This is a genomic window from Rhizobacter sp. P2_D12, assembly GCF_056404395.1.
In genome coordinates this window covers 42632-59617 of the sequence record NZ_JBFUEB010000030.1, presented here as the reverse complement: position 1 = coordinate 59617, position 16986 = coordinate 42632, and the positions used below count along the sequence as shown (strand labels likewise).

General features: G+C 70.9%; 18 protein-coding genes, 1 pseudogene and 1 riboswitch. Of the genes and pseudogenes, 6 read left to right on the top strand and 13 right to left on the bottom strand.

Translation table 11 applies throughout. From position 1 onward, the window contains the following. Positions 1-242: pseudogene (locus tag AC1DYN_RS12700) on the top strand (hypothetical protein); the annotation flags it as partial. 15 nt (positions 243-257) lie between these two features. On the opposite strand, the gene phnE reads toward AC1DYN_RS12700, so the two are convergent. From phnE to mnmH, 5 genes are read right to left on the bottom strand one after another with little or no spacing between them, the layout of a single operon-like run. Next, a complete protein-coding gene (gene phnE / locus AC1DYN_RS12695; protein WP_477959945.1) occupies positions 258-1043 on the bottom strand; it encodes a phosphonate ABC transporter, permease protein PhnE in 786 nt (261 codons plus the stop codon). Next, positions 1040-1867: a PhnE/PtxC family ABC transporter permease gene (locus AC1DYN_RS12690; protein WP_477959951.1), complete on the bottom strand. Its 828-nt coding sequence runs from the start codon at positions 1865-1867 to the stop codon at positions 1040-1042. Before AC1DYN_RS12690 ends, phnE begins: the two co-directional genes overlap by 4 nt. Continuing rightward, complete coding sequence (locus AC1DYN_RS12685; protein WP_477959943.1) at positions 1864-2691, bottom strand: phosphonate ABC transporter ATP-binding protein; 828 nt, start codon at positions 2689-2691, stop codon at positions 1864-1866. Before AC1DYN_RS12685 ends, AC1DYN_RS12690 begins: the two co-directional genes overlap by 4 nt. Further along, entirely contained in the window at positions 2688-3557 is an 870-nt protein-coding gene (locus AC1DYN_RS12680; protein WP_477959941.1) for a putative selenate ABC transporter substrate-binding protein, read from the bottom strand. Before AC1DYN_RS12680 ends, AC1DYN_RS12685 begins: the two co-directional genes overlap by 4 nt. A gap of 22 nt (positions 3558-3579) precedes the next feature. Then, the gene (gene mnmH, locus AC1DYN_RS12675; RefSeq protein WP_477959939.1) at positions 3580-4626 is read right to left on the bottom strand and encodes a tRNA 2-selenouridine(34) synthase MnmH; all 1047 of its coding nucleotides are present in this window, start codon (positions 4624-4626) and stop codon (positions 3580-3582) included. Positions 4627-4665: 39 nt separating this feature from the next. On the opposite strand from mnmH, the gene selD reads away from it, so the two are divergent. Next, positions 4666-5712, top strand: a complete 1047-nt coding sequence (gene selD / locus AC1DYN_RS12670; protein ID WP_477959937.1) for a selenide, water dikinase SelD — start codon at positions 4666-4668, stop codon at positions 5710-5712. A gap of 18 nt (positions 5713-5730) precedes the next feature. Here the strand turns inward: selD and AC1DYN_RS12665 are convergent, their stop codons facing one another. Then, positions 5731-6630 (bottom strand): LysR family transcriptional regulator, encoded by a 900-nt coding sequence (locus AC1DYN_RS12665; RefSeq protein WP_477959935.1) that lies wholly within the window; start codon positions 6628-6630, stop codon positions 5731-5733. Positions 6631-6713: 83 nt separating this feature from the next. On the opposite strand from AC1DYN_RS12665, the gene AC1DYN_RS12660 reads away from it, so the two are divergent. Beyond that, positions 6714-7151 (top strand): GlcG/HbpS family heme-binding protein, encoded by a 438-nt coding sequence (locus tag AC1DYN_RS12660; RefSeq protein ID WP_477959933.1) that lies wholly within the window; start codon positions 6714-6716, stop codon positions 7149-7151. A gap of 1 nt (position 7152) precedes the next feature. Here the strand turns inward: AC1DYN_RS12660 and AC1DYN_RS12655 are convergent, their stop codons facing one another. The 5 genes from AC1DYN_RS12655 to AC1DYN_RS12635 form a co-directional block, all read right to left on the bottom strand. Then, entirely contained in the window at positions 7153-7818 is a 666-nt protein-coding gene (locus AC1DYN_RS12655) for a penicillin-insensitive murein endopeptidase (RefSeq protein WP_477959931.1), read from the bottom strand. Between the two features lie 89 nt (positions 7819-7907). Continuing rightward, positions 7908-10064, bottom strand: a complete 2157-nt coding sequence (locus AC1DYN_RS12650) for a prolyl oligopeptidase family serine peptidase (RefSeq protein ID WP_477959929.1) — start codon at positions 10062-10064, stop codon at positions 7908-7910. A gap of 27 nt (positions 10065-10091) precedes the next feature. Beyond that, entirely contained in the window at positions 10092-11030 is a 939-nt protein-coding gene (locus tag AC1DYN_RS12645) for an FAD:protein FMN transferase (RefSeq protein WP_477959927.1), read from the bottom strand. Positions 11031-11049: 19 nt separating this feature from the next. Continuing rightward, positions 11050-12192: a DUF3570 domain-containing protein gene (locus AC1DYN_RS12640; RefSeq protein ID WP_477959924.1), complete on the bottom strand. Its 1143-nt coding sequence runs from the start codon at positions 12190-12192 to the stop codon at positions 11050-11052. Positions 12193-12206: 14 nt separating this feature from the next. Then, the gene (locus AC1DYN_RS12635) at positions 12207-12431 is read right to left on the bottom strand and encodes a DUF4266 domain-containing protein (RefSeq protein ID WP_477959922.1); all 225 of its coding nucleotides are present in this window, start codon (positions 12429-12431) and stop codon (positions 12207-12209) included. Between the two features lie 103 nt (positions 12432-12534). Here AC1DYN_RS12635 and AC1DYN_RS12630 point away from each other — a divergent pair, with 103 nt between their 5' ends. After that, positions 12535-12966: a cupin domain-containing protein gene (locus tag AC1DYN_RS12630; RefSeq protein ID WP_477959920.1), complete on the top strand. Its 432-nt coding sequence runs from the start codon at positions 12535-12537 to the stop codon at positions 12964-12966. Position 12967: 1 nt separating this feature from the next. On the opposite strand, the gene AC1DYN_RS12625 is transcribed toward AC1DYN_RS12630, so the two are convergent. Beyond that, the gene (locus tag AC1DYN_RS12625; RefSeq protein ID WP_477959918.1) at positions 12968-13687 is read right to left on the bottom strand and encodes a glutathione S-transferase family protein; all 720 of its coding nucleotides are present in this window, start codon (positions 13685-13687) and stop codon (positions 12968-12970) included. 127 nt (positions 13688-13814) lie between these two features. Between AC1DYN_RS12625 and AC1DYN_RS12620 the strand changes: the two genes are divergently transcribed. Further along, the gene (locus AC1DYN_RS12620; protein ID WP_477959915.1) at positions 13815-15047 is read left to right on the top strand and encodes a polyhydroxyalkanoate depolymerase; all 1233 of its coding nucleotides are present in this window, start codon (positions 13815-13817) and stop codon (positions 15045-15047) included. 44 nt (positions 15048-15091) lie between these two features. Then, positions 15092-15224, top strand: a riboswitch (yybP-ykoY riboswitch). A 61-nt stretch (positions 15225-15285) separates the two neighbouring features. Continuing rightward, the gene (locus AC1DYN_RS12615; protein ID WP_477959913.1) at positions 15286-15840 is read left to right on the top strand and encodes a TMEM165/GDT1 family protein; all 555 of its coding nucleotides are present in this window, start codon (positions 15286-15288) and stop codon (positions 15838-15840) included. A gap of 19 nt (positions 15841-15859) precedes the next feature. On the opposite strand, the gene AC1DYN_RS12610 is transcribed toward AC1DYN_RS12615, so the two are convergent. Beyond that, a complete protein-coding gene (locus tag AC1DYN_RS12610; RefSeq protein WP_477959911.1) occupies positions 15860-16945 on the bottom strand; it encodes a substrate-binding domain-containing protein in 1086 nt (361 codons plus the stop codon). Positions 16946-16986: the final 41 nt, after the last annotated feature.

Sequence of the window (16986 nt, the reverse complement as noted above, 5' to 3'; positions counted from 1 at the left end):
CCTACAAAGGCACCCGCAAGCTCTCCAAGCAGGGCAACGCCGAGGAGCGCCGCCTCATCTACTGCGCCGCCATGACCGCCTGCCGCTCCCCCGTCTTCAAGGCCATCCGCGACAAGCTCCTCGCCCGCGGCATGTCCAAGATCCAGGCCTATTGCGTCGTCGCTCGCAAGCTCCTTCGCATCGCCTTCTCCGTCTGGCGCTCCAATCAGCCCTTCAACCCTCAGCTCGTCGGAAAGGCTTGACGCTCGACATAGAACCTACGAATTCAGGGCCCGGCGTGCCCCATACGACGCTGCGTCCACCAGCGCCACCAGCCCGATCATCGCCAGCAGCACCGTGCAGGCCTCGTGCATCTGGAACAGGCCGAGGTGGTAGTACAGCATCTGGCCGAGGCCTCCTGCCCCGACGACGCCCAGCACCGCCGCGGCGCGGATGTTGTTCTCCCAGCGGTACAGGCTGTACGACAGCAGCTGCGGCAGCACCTGCGGCAAGGTCGCCCACAGGAACACCCGCAGGCGCCCGCTGCCGCGCACGCGCAGCGCGAGCGCCGGCCCGGGCGCCGCGTTCTCGATGCTCTCGGCGAACAGGCGGCCCAGCACGCCCGTCGTGTGCAAGGCCAGCGCCAGCGTGCCCGAGAACGGCCCCAACCCCGCGGCGATCAGCAGCAGCACGGCCCACACCAGCTCCGGGATCGAACGCAGCGCGTTCAGCAGCAGCCGCGCCGTGCCATGCAGCGCACGCGCTGCCGGGCCACCGCTCGCACTGGCAGGCAATGACAGGCACATGCCGCCCACCGCCGCGAGCACCGTCCCCAGCAGCGACATCGCCAGCGTCTCGCCGGTGGCCGCCAGCGTGCGGCGCAGGAAGGCCGGATCCGCCTGCGGCGGAAAGAAGCTCGCGATGAACGACGCGATCTTCGCCAGCTCGCCCGGCGCGAGGAAAGCGTCCCACCGCAGGTCCAGCGTCGCGAAACTCGCGACCACCAGCGCGAGAACGGCCAGCACGATCCCCAGGCCGCGATGGCGCGAAGGTGCACCGCTCATGCCATCACCTTCCGCAACAGCGCGCTGGCCCGGTCGCTCAGCCACACCAGCCCGACGAACACCAGCAGGATCGCGCTGACCTCGCTGCCGGCGAACATCTTCGCGGCACTGTCGAGCAACTGGCCCAGCCCGCCCGCGCCGACGAAGCCGAGCACCACCGACGAGCGGATCGCGCATTCCCAGCGGTACACCGTGTAGCTCACGAGCTCGTTCGCACACTCGGGCAGCGCGCCGAACAGCAGCGCCTGCAGCCGCCCGCTGCCATTGCGCAGCAGCGCCTGCGCGGGCGCCGGGTCGCTGCTCTCCAGGATGTCGGCGTAGACCTTGCCGAGCATGCCGCCGTAGGTGATCGCGATCGCCAGCACGCCGGCGGTCGGGCCCAGGCCGACGACGCGCACGAACACCAGCGCCCACACCAGCTCCGGGATCGAGCGCAACAGCACCAGCAGCCAGCGCACGCCCTGCCGCACCAGTGCCGGCAGCCACGCCATCGGCGCCGCCACCGCGCTGAGCGACAGGCGCGACGTGGACAGCAGCGCGAACGGCACCGCCACGAGCCACGCGAGCGCCAGGCCGGCGGTCGCGATGGCCACGGTGCGCCAGGTCTCGCGCAACAGCTCGGCGAGGAATGGCAGGTCGTGGCGCGGCGGCACGAAATCGGCGACGAAGCGCCAGGTCGCGCGCAGGCTGCGCGCATCGGCCAGCGTCGCCGGGTTGAACTCGGTCCACACGAGCAGCGGCCAGGCCAGCAACGCGGCGGCCAGCAGCAGCGCGACTCGGCGCGACCAGGCCGGGTCGCGCAGCGCGGGCGATGCAGCGGTCAACGGCACATGCTCTCCGGCAGCAGGTCGGCCCGCGGCGGCGGCTCGGGCGGGTCGAGCGGTGCGGCCTCGCCGGCGTACAGGTCGCGCAAGGCCGCGTCGTCCAGTGCCGCCGACGGTCCGTCGTAGACGCAGGCGCCGCCCCGCAGCGCGACGATGCGCGGGAAGCGCTCGCGCGCCACGTCGACCTGGTGCAGGCTGCACACCAGCGTGCGGCCGTCGCGCCGCGCGGCGCCGAGCAAGGCGTCGATCACGCCGCGCGCGCGGGTCGGGTCGAGTGCCGACAGCGGCTCGTCGACCAGCCACAGCTCGGCCTGCGAGACCAGCGCGCGCGCCAGCCCGACGCGCTGCCGCTCGCCGCCGGACAGGCGGTCGACGCGCTGCCACAGCTTGTCGGCCAGCCCCAGTTCGGCCAGCGCTGCCTGCGCGAGGCCGGCCTCGGGCGGATGCCACAGCGTGCGCAGGCTGTGCACCAGGCCCATGGCCGGCAGGCGACCGGCCAGCACGGCCGTCACGACGCGTTGCCGCGGCGGCAGCGGTGGCACCTGCGGCGCGAGGAACAAACGGCCGCGCAGGCGGCGCAGCTGCGCCGGCGCGATGGCCCACGGGTCCATGCCGAACAGCGACAGCCCGCCCTCGACCGGCTGCACCGCGCAGGCCAGCGCCATCAACAGGCTGGTCTTGCCGGCGCCCGAGGCCCCGATCACCGCGACCTGCTCGCCGGCCTCGATGCGCAGGTCCAGCCCGTGCAGCGCGCGCCCCGGCACGCCGGGCGCCGCCGGTGCCGACAACGCGCGCAGTTCGATCGCGGCGGGGGCCGGGCTCACTTCAGCAGGCCGGCGTTCTCGGCCGCCGCCTTGATGCCGGCGTAGTTCTCGGGCTTGGTCGCGACGAAGCGCGTGGCGCGCTGCAGGTCGAGGATCTCCTTGCCGGCCGGCGTGGCCGGGTCGAGCGCGAGGAAGGCCTGCTGGATGCGGTTGCGCAACTCGGCCGGCATGTCGGCATGCACCGTCCAGTTGTAGTCGTAGTAGGCCGGCGTCGTGAAGAAGACCTTGACCTGGCTGGCGTCGACCTTCTTGTCGGCGACGAACTTCTCCCACACCGAGATGTTCAGCGCGCCGGCATCGACCTTGCCGCTGGCCACCGCGGCGATCGTCGCGTCGTGCGCGCCGGAGAAGCTGATGCGCTTCAGGTCGGCCTCGGGGTTGACCTTCGCGGCCAGCAGGAAGCTGCGCGGCATCAGGTGCCCCGAGGTGCTCGAGGCCGAGCCGAAGCTCAAGGTCTTGCCCTTCAGGTCTTCGAGCCTGGTGATGCCGCTGTTCGCATCGGTGATGAAGACCGAGCGGAAGCGCTCGTCCTCCTCGCGCTGCACCAGCGGGATGACCTTGCCGTTCGAGCGCACGTTGGCCTGCACGAAGGTGAAGCCGCCGAACCAGGCGAGGTCGATCTTGCGGTTGACCACGGTCTCGACGGCGGCCGCGTAGTCGGTCACCGGCGTCCACTCGACCTTGAGCCCGAGCCTGGACTCGAGGTACTTGCCGAGCGGCGCGAACTTGCGCGCCAGCTCGGTCGGCGATTCGTCAGGGATCGCGGTGACGCGCAGCACGCCGGGCGTGGCGGTCTGCGCGGCGGCGCGGCCGGCCACCAGGGTGAGGGAGGCGGCGGCGAGCAGGTGTCGGCGGGAAAGTGTCATGCGCAAGGTCCAGGGGTCGGGTTCAGGAAAGGGAGGCGATGCGCCGGGCCAGGGCCACGACGCCATCGGGAGACAGATCGTCGGCCTCGACGCGCTGCGCCTGGCCGAGCCGTTCGAGCTGGCGCCCTTGCGAGCGCGCGTAGAGCGGATCGTAGTGTTCGGCCATCAGCGCCTCGAACAGCGGCGGCAGCTCGCGCTGCAGGGCCCAGGCCTGCCATTGGGCGAGCGTGTCCTTGGGCAGCAGCTCGCGCAGGCCGCCCAGCTTGTCGGCCAGGCGCTGCGGGTCGTCGCCGAGCCAGGCGTAGTCGCGCAGCAGGTAGGCCAGGCGCGCCTCGCGCGTCGCGGCGATCTCGACCACCGGGCTCGCGCGCAGGCGTTGCAGCAACGGTTCGGGCACCGTGAGGCGGCCGATGCGGCGGCTTTCGGCCTCGACCCAGATGCGGCGCTGCGGGTCGAGCCCGGACAGCGCATGCAAGAGCTGCGTCTCGAAGCCCTTCTGCGACGGCTGCACCGTGCCCGGCACGTCGCCCAGCACCGAACCGCGGTGCGCGGCCAGCGCCTCCAGGTCGAGCACCTGCTCGCCCTGCGCCGCCAGGGCCTGCAGCACGCGCGTCTTCGCGCTGCCGGTGGGGCCGCACAGCACGCGCAGCGGCAGCTGCGGCGCGCGCGCCGCGAGCTCGCCGATCACGTGGGCGCGCCAGGCCTTGTAGCCGCCCTTGAGCTGTTGCGCGTCCCAGCCGACCAGGCGCAGCCAGCTGACGAAGCTGCCGCTGCGCATGCCGCCGCGCCAGCAGTAGAGCAGCGGGCGCCAGTCGCGCGGCTGGTCGCGGAAAAGCGTCTCGAGGTGGCGGGCGATGTTGCGCGCCACCATCGCGCCGCCGATCTTGCGGGCCTCGAAGGCCGAGACCTGCACGTAGGTGGTGCCGACGATGCGGCGCTCGTCGTCGTCCAGCACCGGGCAGTTGATGGCGCCGGGGATGTGGTCGAGCGCGAACTCGGCCGGCGAGCGCACGTCGATCAGCACGCTGAACGCGGGCAGGTCGGCGACCGTGGTGGGGACGTGGCTCACCGGCGTGCCGTCCTTGCGGTTTTGATCGACACTCTGGCGATGAACGAACCCATCCGACTCACTTCCTTTTCCCATGGGGGTGGCTGCGGCTGCAAGATCGCCCCCGGCGTGCTGGCCGACATCCTCGCGCGTGCGCCGCAGGGCCTGGTGCCGCCCGAGCTGATGGTGGGCACCGAGACCGCGGACGACGCGGCGGTGTACCGGCTCAACGAGCACCAGGCGCTGGTCGCCACGACCGACTTCTTCACGCCGATTGTCGACGACCCGCGCGACTTCGGCCGCATCGCGGCGACGAACGCGATTTCCGACATCTACGCGATGGGTGGCACGCCGATCATGGCGCTGGCGCTGGTGGGCATGCCGCTGGACAAGCTGCCGCCGGCCGTCATCGGCGCGATCCTCGAGGGTGGCGCGAGCATCTGCCGCGAAGCCGGCATCCCGATCGCCGGTGGCCATTCGATCGACGTGCTGGAGCCGATCTACGGGCTGGTGGCGCTGGGCCTGGTGCACCCGGACCGCGTGCGGCGCAATGCCGATGCGCGCGACGGCGACGTGCTGGTGCTGGGCAAGCCGCTCGGGGTGGGCATCCTGTCGGCGGCGCTGAAGAAGGGGCTGCTGGATGCGGCGGGGTATGCGGAGATGGTCCGCCACACCACGCAGTTGAACCGCGTGGGCAGCGAGCTGGGCGCGCTCGACGGCGTGCATGCGATGACCGACGTGACCGGCTTCGGGCTCGCAGGGCACCTGCTGGAGGTGTGCCGGGGGTCGAAGCTCGCGGCGCAGCTGGAGCTGGGCGCGATCCCGCTGATCGAGGCCGCGATGGGCCATGCGCGCAACGGCGTGGTGACGGGCGCGTCGGGGCGCAACTGGGCGGGGTATGGGGCCGACGTGACGCTGGCGGCCGGGGTCGCGCCGTGGCAGCAGGCCTTGCTGAGCGATCCGCAGACGAGCGGCGGGTTGCTGGTGAGTTGCGCGCAGGAGGCTGCGGCGAAGGTGCTCGACAAATTCCACGGGGCCGGCTTCGAGCGGGCCGCCGTGATCGGCCGGCTGCATGCCGGTGCGCCGCGCTTGACCGTCAACGCGTAGCCCGGATTCGCATCCGGGCTACGAGAGGGCCTCGAACTTTTTCGCCAGGAAGTCCACCAGGGCCCTCACCCGCCCCGGCACGAAGCGGCCGCTCGGCAGCAGCGCATACAGCGGGTAGGGCTCGGCCTCCCACCCCGGCAGCAAGGGCACCAGCGCGCCGCTGAGCAGTTCCTTGCGGATGTCGATCTGCGACTTCAGCAGCACGCCGATGCCCTCCACCGCCCACTCGCGTGCGAGCGATGCGTCGTCGACGATGCGGTCGCCCTTGACGCGCACGTCGACCCAGTGGCCATCGCGGCCGAAGCGCCAGGTGCGAAAGTGCCGCCCGCCGCGGTCGAAGGTCAGGCAGTTGTGCTGCTGCAGGTCCTGCGGCGCCTGCGGCGCCGCCTGCCGCCGCAAGTACTCCGGCGACGCGCACAGGATCGGCCGCGACGGCACCAGCAGCCGCGCGACGAGCCCCGAATCCGCCGGCGTGCCGTAGCGCAAGGCCAGGTCGACGTCGTCGCGCACCACGTCCTTCGGTCGGTCGCCCACTGCGAGCACCAGTTGCAGGCCCGGGTGCGCCGCCATGAACTCGCTGAACCACGGCAGCAAGGTCGTGCGCGTCAGGTCCGACGGCGCCGCGACGCGCAGCGTGCCCACCAGCGCTCCGCGCTCTTCGGTCACTTGCGACTCGCCCTCGGTCAGCAGCTCGAAGGCCCGCGTCGCATAGCCGAGCAGCGTCTGGCCCTGCGCGGTCAGCCGCATCGCGCGCGTCGAGCGCTCGAACAGCCGCGTGCCCAGCTGCGTCTCCAGCCGCTTCAGCATCGCGCTCGCCGCGGCCGGCGTGATGCCCATCGCACCGGCCGCGGCCGTCAGCGAGCCGCCGCGCGCCGTCTGCACCAGCACCTCGAAGTCCGCGACATTCTCAACTTTCATTTGAAATTGATACTTTCTGCATCGGCTTATCAAGCGAGGGTTGCGATTCTAGAGTCCAGACCTCACTCATCGGAAGACCCACCATGCCCACCCCGCTCACCTTCGCCTCGTCGTCCATCACCCGCGAGGCCGCCAGGCAACTGATTGACGCCGCCCGCAGCGCCTGCGCCGACCTCGGCATCCAGGTCACGATCGCCGTCACCGATGCCGGCGGCCAGCTGAAGGCACTCGACCGAGCCGACAGCGCCCCCTTCCTCACCATCGACATCGCGGTCGACAAGGCCTGGACAGCCGCGTCCTTCGGGCTCGGCACGCACGTGTGGACCGGCATCGTCGCGAAGCCGATTGCCGCGCAACTGGCGCACCGGCCGCGGCTGGTGGCCGTCGGCGGCGGCTGCCCGATCGTCCACCAGGGGCGCGTCGTCGGCGGCATCGGCATCTCGGGCGGTGACGCGCTGCAGGATCAGCAGGCGGCAGAGACGGCGCTGAAGGCGCTGGGTTTCGAGGTGGCAGCGGCCTGAGTCAAGCCATCGGCGAGCAGGTCAACCTGAAATCGACGTGGTAGTGCTCGTCATGCCGCACCCAGGCATGGCCCTTCATGAACTCGACGTTGCGGCGCAGCCAGTCGCCGCGCGGCGTGGCCAGCAGCGCCGGCAGGTAGGGCGGATCGAAGATCACGAGCGCCAAGCCCGCGCCGTGCCGGCGGGCCGAATCGGCCAGCTGGAACAGGTGCTCGCCGATCGCGGCGAAGTCGATGCGCAGGTCCTCGAAGCGGCCTTGCGCATCGAACTCGATCGCGTAACCCAGCTTGTTCGTCACGCCGGCCGGCAGCGGCACCGATGCGCCGGCCGCGTTGCGCACCGGCACGAAGAAGTCGACCGACAAGCCGTTCTGGTGCGTGCGGTGCGGACGCATGCGTCCGCCCTTTTCCCAGCCGGTCTCGCCATAGACGAACAGCGTGCCGGGCAGCGCGGTGGCCAGCTGCGCATAGGTGTCGACGACGATGTCGCGCACCGTCGAATGCACGTGCGTGCGGCCGGCGGCCACGCCGAGGCTGCTGTAGGCCGAGAAGTTGGGACCCGCATGCGGCAATTGCGCGCCGTCTTCGAGCCGGCCCTTCGCCACCGTGCCGAAGCAGCGGCTCGCAGCGTATGAAGGAAGGGAAATGGCGGCACAGGCGGCTGCCAAGAGCCCACGCCGAGCCACGCCCCGGGATGCGGCTCTGCCGAGCCCAGGGGTGGCGCCCCTTGGGGGCAGGAGCGAAGCGACTGGGGGGCTCAATCCTCGCCCATCTGCCAGAGGAAGAACGACCAGACGTCGGCTGTCTCGTTGACCCACTGCGAGCGCCCCGACCCCATGCCGTGCCCGCCCTCGAAGTCGACCCGCAGCAGCACCGGCTTGCCGCTGGCCGTGGCCGCCTGAAGTCGCGCCGCCATCTTCCCCGGCAGCCACGCATCGACCCGCGGGTCGTTCGCCCCCGTCGTCACGATCACCGCCGGGTACTTCACGCCATCGCGCACCCGGTGGTACGGGCTGATCGCAAACATCGCCTTGAACTGGTCCGCCTTCGCCACGGTGCCGAACTCGGCCACGTTGGACGCCCCGTTCGGCGTGAACTCCATGCGCAGCATGTCCGACACGCCGACCGCGCTCTGTGCCGCGGCGAACAGCTCGGGCCGCTGCGTGATCGCGCCGCCGATCGTGATCCCGCCCGCGCTGCCGCCGACACCCGCCAGCTTGGCCGGCCGCGTGACCTTCGCATCGATCAGGTACTGCGCACAGGCGATGAAATCCGACACCGTGTTCTGCTTCGTCAGGATCCAGCCGGCGCGATGCCAGTCCTCGCCGAACTCGCCGCCGCCGCGCACGTGAGCGATCGCGATCACGCCGCCGCGCTCGAGCCAGGCCTGGCGCTGCGGGTTGTAGCGCGGCTCCATCGAGATGCCATAGGCCCCATAGCCGCTCAGGATCGTCGGCCGCGCACCATCCAGCGCCAGCCCCTTCCGGTAGACGATGGACAGCGGCACCATCACGCCGTCATGGCTCCTGACCATCACGCGCCTGGCTTCGATCTCCACCTGCGGCGCCGCGGGCGGCGGCTGCAGCGCCAGGTTCGTCGACGTACCGTCCGCCCCGACCGCCCACCAGCGCGCCGGCTCGCTGAAGCTCTCCATGCGCAGCCACAGCGCATCGTCGGCCTCGTCGGTCACCAGCTCGCGCGCCGTGCCCTCGATCGGCAGCGTCACCGTGCTGACCGCCCCGCCCTTCAGCGCAACCCGCAGCACGCGCGTCACGCCGCCATCCAGCGCGTTGACGTACACCGCGTCGCGCGACACCGTGGCCGCACGCAGCACCGCGTCGCCGGCCGGCAGGGCCACCGACGGCTTGCCCATGGCCACCAGGTCGTAGCGCAGCAGCTCGCGCCGCGAAGCCTTGCGGTGCGACACCGCATACACCGCGTTGTCGCCCAGCACCGCCGTGCCCACGCCATCGGCCGGCCCGATGATGCGGCGCCACGGCGTGCGCGCCCCGCGCAGTTGCGACTGGCGCACCACGTAGTACGAGCGCTCGGCCGCATCGCCGTGCTGCACCTCGGCCAGCACCCAGGGCGAGCCGGCGCGGGTGAACAGCACCGGCAGGTCGGGCACCTCGAAGCGGCGCTGCGGCGTCACGCCCCACCCCAGCAGCGGCATGTCCTGCGCCAGCGGCTGGCCGAGCACATGCAGGTAGACGGCGCTCTTGTTGTAGCGCTCGCCCACGCCCTTGGCGTCCGGCGCCGGCAGCCGGTTGTAGAGGAAGCGCCGGCTGTCGGGCAGCCAGGCGACGTGTTCGTTCAAGCCGGCGCGGTCGATGCGGTCGGCCAGGAAGGCGCCGTCGGCCACCTGCATCACGCGCAGCTCGCTGTTCTCGGTGCCGCCGCTGGACAGGCCGACCACCAGCGTCTTCGCGTCCGGCGACAGGGCATAGAAGTCGATCGCATGCTGGCCCGGCTCGCCGGGCAGGTTCATCGGGTCGAGCAGCAGCCGCTCGGCAGCGTCGACGCCCTCACGAATGAACAGCCGGCGCTGGTCGCGGCCCGGCTCGCTCTTCAGGTAGACCAGCCGGCCGGCCGTGCGCTCGACGCCGCCGACGGTCTCGCTGCTGTCGCTCAGCGCCGCCAGCCGGTCGCGCAGCGCATTGCGGCCCGGGATGGCCTGCAGCACCGCCTGCGCATGCTCGTTCTGCAGCTTCAGCCAGTCCTTGAACTCGGGCGTGCCCATGTCCTCCATCCAGCGGTACGGGTCGACGACCGGCGTGCCGTGGTAGGTGTCGGTGACGGGCCGCACCGGCGTCGGCGGCGCGGTGGAATCGGCGGCAAAGCCGGTGTGTGCGGCCAGCAGGGCGGTGAGCGCGAGCGCCAGCACGCTGAGCGGGCGCGACAGGGAGGTTTTCATGGCGGACGATGGTAAGGGCAAGGCGGTTCAGTCGAGCTCGTGCCGGTGCACGCCGCCCTGCGCATCGATCGCGAGGAAGCCGACGTTCTGCGCGCGCAGGAAATCCAGCGCATCGCCCTGCATCAGCATCGCGATCGTCGTCAGCGCGCCGGCCGCGAGGCAGGCCGGCGCGACCACGCTGACCGATTGCCAGTGCGACACCGGCCACCCGCTGCGCGGGTCGAGGATGTGGCAGTAGCGCACGCCGTCCTGCTCGAAGAAGCGCTCGTAGTCGCCGCTGGTCGCGAGCGCGCCGTCGGCCAGCGCGATGCGCGCCGCCAGCGCCTGCGCCTCGCGCGGATGCTGCACGCCCAGCACCCACGGCTGGCCGCCGGGGCGCGGCCCGATCAACCGGATGTCGCCGCCCAGGTTGACCATGCCGTGGCGCACGCCGCGCGCCTGCAGCAGCGTCGCGGCGCGGTCGGCGGCGTATTCCTTGCCGAAGCCGCCGAAGTCGAGTTCCATGCCCGGCAGCGGCAGCTCGATGCGGCCCGCCTGGCCGGCGCCCAGGCGCTGCCAGCGCAGCTTGTCCCAGCCGACGCGCGGCAGCAGCAGCTCGAGCTGCCCGTGCGTCGGCCGACGCTTCTGCTTGAAATCCCAGGCCTGGCGCAGCATGCCCGAGGTGATGTCGAACAGGCCGCCGCTGCTGGCATGCAGCTGGGCCGCGAAGTCGAGCAGGTCGGCGGTCTCGACGTCCACGTCGACCGGCCGGCCGCTGCCCGCGGCGGCATTGATGCGCGAGACCACGCTGGCATCGCGGTAGCGCGAGAACTTCGATTCGATGCGCTGCACCTCGGCGATGGCCTCGCGCGCCAGCGGCTCGGCGTCGCGGCGCTTGAGGCCGGCGATGCGCACCTCGCAATCGCAGGCCATCGCGCCGAAGCCGAAGCCGAGGTCATCGACCTGTGCCTCGGCCTGAACCGACATCCGGTACGCCATGCGATGCCTAGAACTTGCGGCTCAAGCCGACCTGCAGCATGCGTGCCTTGAACGGCTCCAGCCCCTTCGAGCCTTCGCCGCCGGCGCGCCATTCGCCGCGCTGCTGGTAGGCCTCGCCCTTCAGGTCGGCCGTCCACAGGTCGTCGATCGCCCATTCGATCTTCAGGCCGAGCGTGAACGCGCCGAAGGCCGACAGGCGCTGGTCCAGCGAGTTGGAGGCACCGGCCGTCCAGCCCGCCGGGTAGGGCTCGCCGAGCGTCGTGTCGTACACCGGGTCGGCATAGAACGAGGCCGCGCTCTGCGTGTAGTAGCGCAGCAGCGGCGTCAGGCTGACGCCGCCGCCCACCGGCTTGACCCATTCGAGCTGCAGCGTGCCGGCCTTGACCTGCCAGCTGTCGTTGTAGGCGCGGTAGCCGGTGCGCAGCGTCGAGCCGTCGCCCGCGAAATGGTGGTTCCAGCGCAGCAGCAGCGCGGTCTGGCGGCGCTCGCTGGGGCGTGCGTCGAGCGCCTTGTACGGGTCGTCGAGGTAGCCGGTGCTGCGGCTGTGCGTCAGGTTGGCCTGCACCAGGTCGTCGCCGGTGACGGCCTGCGTGACGCCGAGGATGAAGTCGTTGGTGCGCTTGCGCTGGTCGCGGATGCTGCCGGTCTCGCCGCCGTCGGTCGGGTCGATCTTGTCGCCCGCGTGGCCGAAGCCCGCATTCCAGGTGGTGTTGTTGTCGTCGCTCGACAGCGTGCCGGCGAGCGAGAACGCACGCGACAGGTAGTCGTGTTCGGTCGAGTACGCACCGCCCAGCGACACCGACGCGCGCGAGAAGTAGCGCGTCACCTTCACGTCGCCGGCCTTGCGCTCGTCCTGCATCGTCGATGCGCCGGACACGTTGCTGTGGTAGCGCGGCGTCGCGCCCGAGACGTGGTCCACCGTCGCCGTCGCTTCGACGCCCCAGTCGCGACCCAGCGGCGCGGCGAGCAGGAAGGACGGCGAGTTCACCGTGATGCGCTTCCAGCCGGGCTGCGAATCCTGGTAGTTGAGGAACTTCAGGCCGACCAGGCCTTGCCCGGGGGCGTTCTCGGCCCGCGCCGACGCGTGCCAGACACCGGGCAGGGCCATCGCGGCCAGGGCCAGGGTGCCGAGGGAGTGGTTCTTGGCCATGTGCGCGTGTCGCCTCAGTTGCAGCCGCAGCCGCCGCCACCGACGCCGTAGCCGCCCGAGGCGTTCTCCTTGCTGGTGTAGATGTGCTGCTGGAAGCGCTGCTCCAGCGCATCGCCGCCCATCGTCATCTCGGGCCTGGCGAGGTGGCCCTTCTCCCAGGGCTTGGGCGGTTCGTAGTTGGCGCAGCCGGCCAGCAGGCCGAAGGCGGCTGCCAGCATCGCGGGTGCAAGTCTGCTCATGGTCGTCTCCCGTGTCGGCGCGACTTTACCCGCCCGCGGCGCGGCCGTCCGTGGAACGCTTCATGCATGCCGCCGTCCGTCGTTCGAACCCTGGAGGCTTGCGATGCTGGACAGCACCCCCACGAAGTTTTCGCACGTGAAGCCGGGCGACACCGCCTGGCGCAGCGACGGGCTGCGGGATTTCTTCCTCTACCGCGACCTGGGCGTCGAGGAAGCGACGCAGGGTCGCGTGCTGGCCCAACTGGTCAAGGCCAACATGGCACCTGAAAAGGGCACCGGCTGGCACCGGCATGAGGCGCAGTTCCACATCGTCATCATGACCCGGGGCTGGGCGCGCTTCATGTACGAGGACCGCGAGACGCTGGTCTCGGCCGGCGACTGCGTGCACCAGCGCCCCGGGATCGTGCACTACCTGTTCGACTACTCGCCCGACATGGAGTACATCGAGATCGTCGGGCCGTCGGACTTCAAGACCATCGATGCGCCCGCGCCGTGCGAGGTGCCGGCGGTGACGCCATGGACGGCGGCGGCGTGATTCAAAACTCCATGTCGAGCTCTTCGATGTCGTCCGGCTCGGCCTTCGCCGCCGCGATCCACTCCTTCATCTCCGGCATCGCCATGATGGCCTGGCAGTACAGGATGCAGGCCTTGTTCAGCTTCACGTCGTAGGTGAGGAAGCGCGTGACGACGGGCGCGTACATCGCGTCCGCCATCGTGCGCTGCGTGCCGAACAGGTAGGGCCCGCCGTAGAGGGCCAGGCACTCGGTCCAGATCTCGACGATGCGGTCGATGTCGGGCTGCGCCCCGGCCCAGATCTTGTGGCCCGGGTGGTGCGCCTTCAGGTTCATCGGCAGCGAGCTGCGCAGGTTCGCGAAGCCCGAGTTCATCTCGCCGCTGACCGAGCGGCAGTGCGCCCGCGCGATGCGGTCCTTCGGCATCATCCCGGCATCGGGCCTGATCTCGTCCAGGTACTGCGCGATCGCCAGCGTGTTCCACACCTTGGCGCCTTCGTGCGTCAGGCAGGGCACACGGATCGACGGGGCCAGCAGCAGCAGCTCCTTGCGGGCGTCGGCATCGTCGGGCGACACCATCACCTCGTCGAATTCGAGCCCGGCGAAGCGCGCCATCAGCCAGCCGCGCAGCGACCACGACGAGTAGTTGCGGCTGCTCAGCGTGAGCGTCGCCTTCGCGGCAGGTGCAGCCACCTTCTTCGCCACGGGCTTGGCAGCAGGCTTCTTCGCGGCGACGGTCGGCATGCGGGGTCTCCGAACCCACGCGGCAGGCGGCGGGGCCGATACGTTGTTGCAAGCTGTATGCCATCGCCGCCGGCTGGCGCGCAAGTTGCTCGCTTCGGCACGCGCGTGACCGCGCGCAGGAGAACCCATGATGTACCAGGCTTACCAGGCCCACGCCGACATGATGTGGCCGTTGCGGACGCTGGCGCGCACGGCGCTGCCGATGCTGCAGGATCCCGGCTTCGGCTGGTCGGCGCTGTCCTCGCCGCGCACGCTGGCCGCCGCCTGCCAGGTGCTGACGCTGGCGGAGATGACGCACCACCGCCCGCCCTTCGGGATCGACAGCGTGTTGGTGAACGGCGCCGCCGTGGCCGTCACCGAGGAAGCGGTGCTCGTCACGCCGTTCGCGACGCTGCTGCGCTTTCGCAAGGCCGGCGCACCGCCGCAGCCGCGCGTGCTCATCGTCGCGCCGATGTCCGGCCACTTCGCGACGCTGCTGCGCGACACCGTGCGCACGATGCTGGCCGACCACGATGTCTGCATCACCGACTGGCACAACGGCCGCGAGATGCCGCTCGCGGCAGGCCGCTTCGGGCTGGACGAGTACACGCAGCACCTGATCGACTTCCTGGCCGCGATCGGCGAGGGCGCGCACCTGGTGGCGATCTGCCAGCCCTGCGTGGCGGCCCTGGCCGCGGTCGCGGTGATGTCGGAAGACCGCCACCCGGCGACGCCGCTGAGCCTCACGCTGATGGCCGGCCCGATCGATTGCCGCATCAGCCCGACCGAGGTCAACAAGCTCGCGATGACCAAGGACATCGGCTGGTTCGAGAAGAACCTGATCGGCGTCGTGCCGTGGCGCTACCCCGGCGCGGGCCGGCGCGTCTACCCGGGCTTCGTGCAGCTGACCGCGTTCATGAGCATGAACAAGGACCGGCACATCAACGCCTTCAAGGCCTACTACGAGAACCTGGCGCACCCGCAGCCCGACGACGACCGGCTCAAGCAGGCGCAGGCCACGCGCACTTTCTACGAGGAGTACTTCGCGGTCGCCGACCTGCCGGCCGAGTTCTACCTCGAGACGGTGCAGCTGGTGTTCCAGGAGTACGCGCTGCCGCTGGGCACGCTGACGTTCCGCGGCCGGCCGGTCAACCCGGCGGCGATCCGGCGCACCGCGCTGCTGACGGTCGAGGGCGAGCGCGACGACATCTGCGCACCCGGGCAGACACTGGCCGCGCAGGACCTGTGCACCGGGCTGCGGCCCTACATGCGCACGCACTACGTGCAGGCAGGAGTCGGGCACTACGGCGTGTTCAGCGGGCGGCGCTGGCAGAACCACATCTACCCGATCGTGCGCGACACGATCCACGTGTCGAGGTAATCCGTTCGGGCTGAGCCTGTCGAAGGCCCGAAGCTACAATCCGCCACCCGTTCATTGGGGAGTAGCCGCCCTGCAGCCTTGCAGGGGCTTGCGTCAACACACTTGGCCCACCGGCCATGGCGCAGGCAGCGCAGCGACACTGTCGTTCGCCTGGCAAGACCGATGACCGTGCTGCCTCCGGAAGGGCCGGGGTCGCGGCGCGGTCATTGCGTCCACCGGCCCCGGAGCACCCTCCCCCATGGAAGCCTTCCTGGTCTCGACCGGCGCCGTCGCACTCGGCGAAATCGGCGACAAGACCCAGCTGCTGGCCTTGCTGCTGGCCGCCAAGTTCCGCCGTCCCGTTCCCATCATCCTCGGCATCCTGGTGGCGACGCTCGTCAACCATGCGCTGGCCGGCGCCGTCGGCACCGCGGTCGCCGGCTGGCTCGGCCCGCAGCTGCTGCGCTGGGTGATCGGGCTGTCGTTCCTCGCGATGGCCGCGTGGATGCTGATCCCCGACCGGATCGACGAGGACGACGCCGCGCCGCAACGCTTCGGCGTCTTCGGCACCACGGTGGTCGCGTTCTTCCTGGCCGAGATGGGCGACAAGACGCAGATCGCCACCGTGGCGCTGGCCGCGCGCTATGCCGACCTGGCATCGGTCGTGGCCGGCACCACGCTCGGCATGATGCTGGCCAACGTGCCGGCGGTGCTGCTGGGGCACAAGGCCGCGACGAAGCTGCCGGTGCGGCTGGTGCACGGCATCGCGGCGGCGATCTTCGCCGTGCTGGGTGTGCTGACCCTCGCGATGTAGTGCTGGCGATGCAGGGCCGTCAGGCCGCGTCGCCGCGCAGGCTCGCGAACGCCTCGTCCAGCCGGTGCACCTCGCCGGCATGCCGGGCGTCGTAGCCGGGCAGCCGGTAGGCCGCCGCGCGGAACTCGTCGCTGCCCAGGATGGCCATCAGCTGCTGCATCGCCGGCGTGTCGAAGTAGGCGTCATCGCACAGCAGGAAGTAGCGCTCGGTCTGCAACGAGATGAACTCCAGTTCGAAGCGCGCCGCCGCGGTCTCGACCCCGAAGCCGACGTCGGCCATGCCGCTGGCCACGTAGGCCGCCACCGCCGCGTGCGTGCGCTCCCACGGCGCATGCCCCACCGGCCCCGCCGGGTCGACGCCGGCCTGGCGCAGCAGCAGGTCCAGCAGCAGCCGCGTGCCCGACCCCGGCTCTCGGCTCACGAAGCGCAGCCCCGGCCGGGCCAGGTCCGCGATGCTGCGCACCTCGAGCGGGTTGCCCACCGGCACCATCAGGCCCTGGCGCCGCGTGCTGATGTCGACCAGCACCTGCGACTGCGGCTTCAGCCATGGCCGGTAGTGCGCGACACCCGCGGCCTCGAACTCGCCATGCGGCACGTGCACGCCGGCCACGTCGCACTGGCCGCTCGCCAGCGCCATCACCGCCTCGATCACGGTGCTGTACTTCCACTCCGAGCGCAAACCGTCGGCCGCCAGCTGCTGCTGCAGGATCTCGATCGAGAAGCCATGGCTCGCATGCAGCCGCAACAAGGCCGGTGGGCTGGCCACCGCATCGGCGATCTCGGCCTCGAGCTCGGATGCGATCGATTCGAACAGCGGCGTCACGCGCGCCGCGATGCGGCGGTCGGCCCACACCAGCTTCTCGCCGAGCGGCGCCAATGTCGAATTGCGTCCCGGCGACATGCGCAGCAACGGCGCACCGAACAGCTCGTGTCCCTGCCGCACCATCTGCCACGCATGCCGGTACGACACCCCGCTCGCTTCGCAGGCCTTCGCCAGGCTGCCGTGCTGCTGCACCTGGCTCAGCAGGTCGATCAGGCGCGGCATCAGCGTGCCGCCGCCCTCTCGCGTCAGCGACCACTGCGGTTTGATGGTGACTTTGTTCACGAATTACGGCCCTCTGCCTTGAAAGCCCATGACTGCGTTTG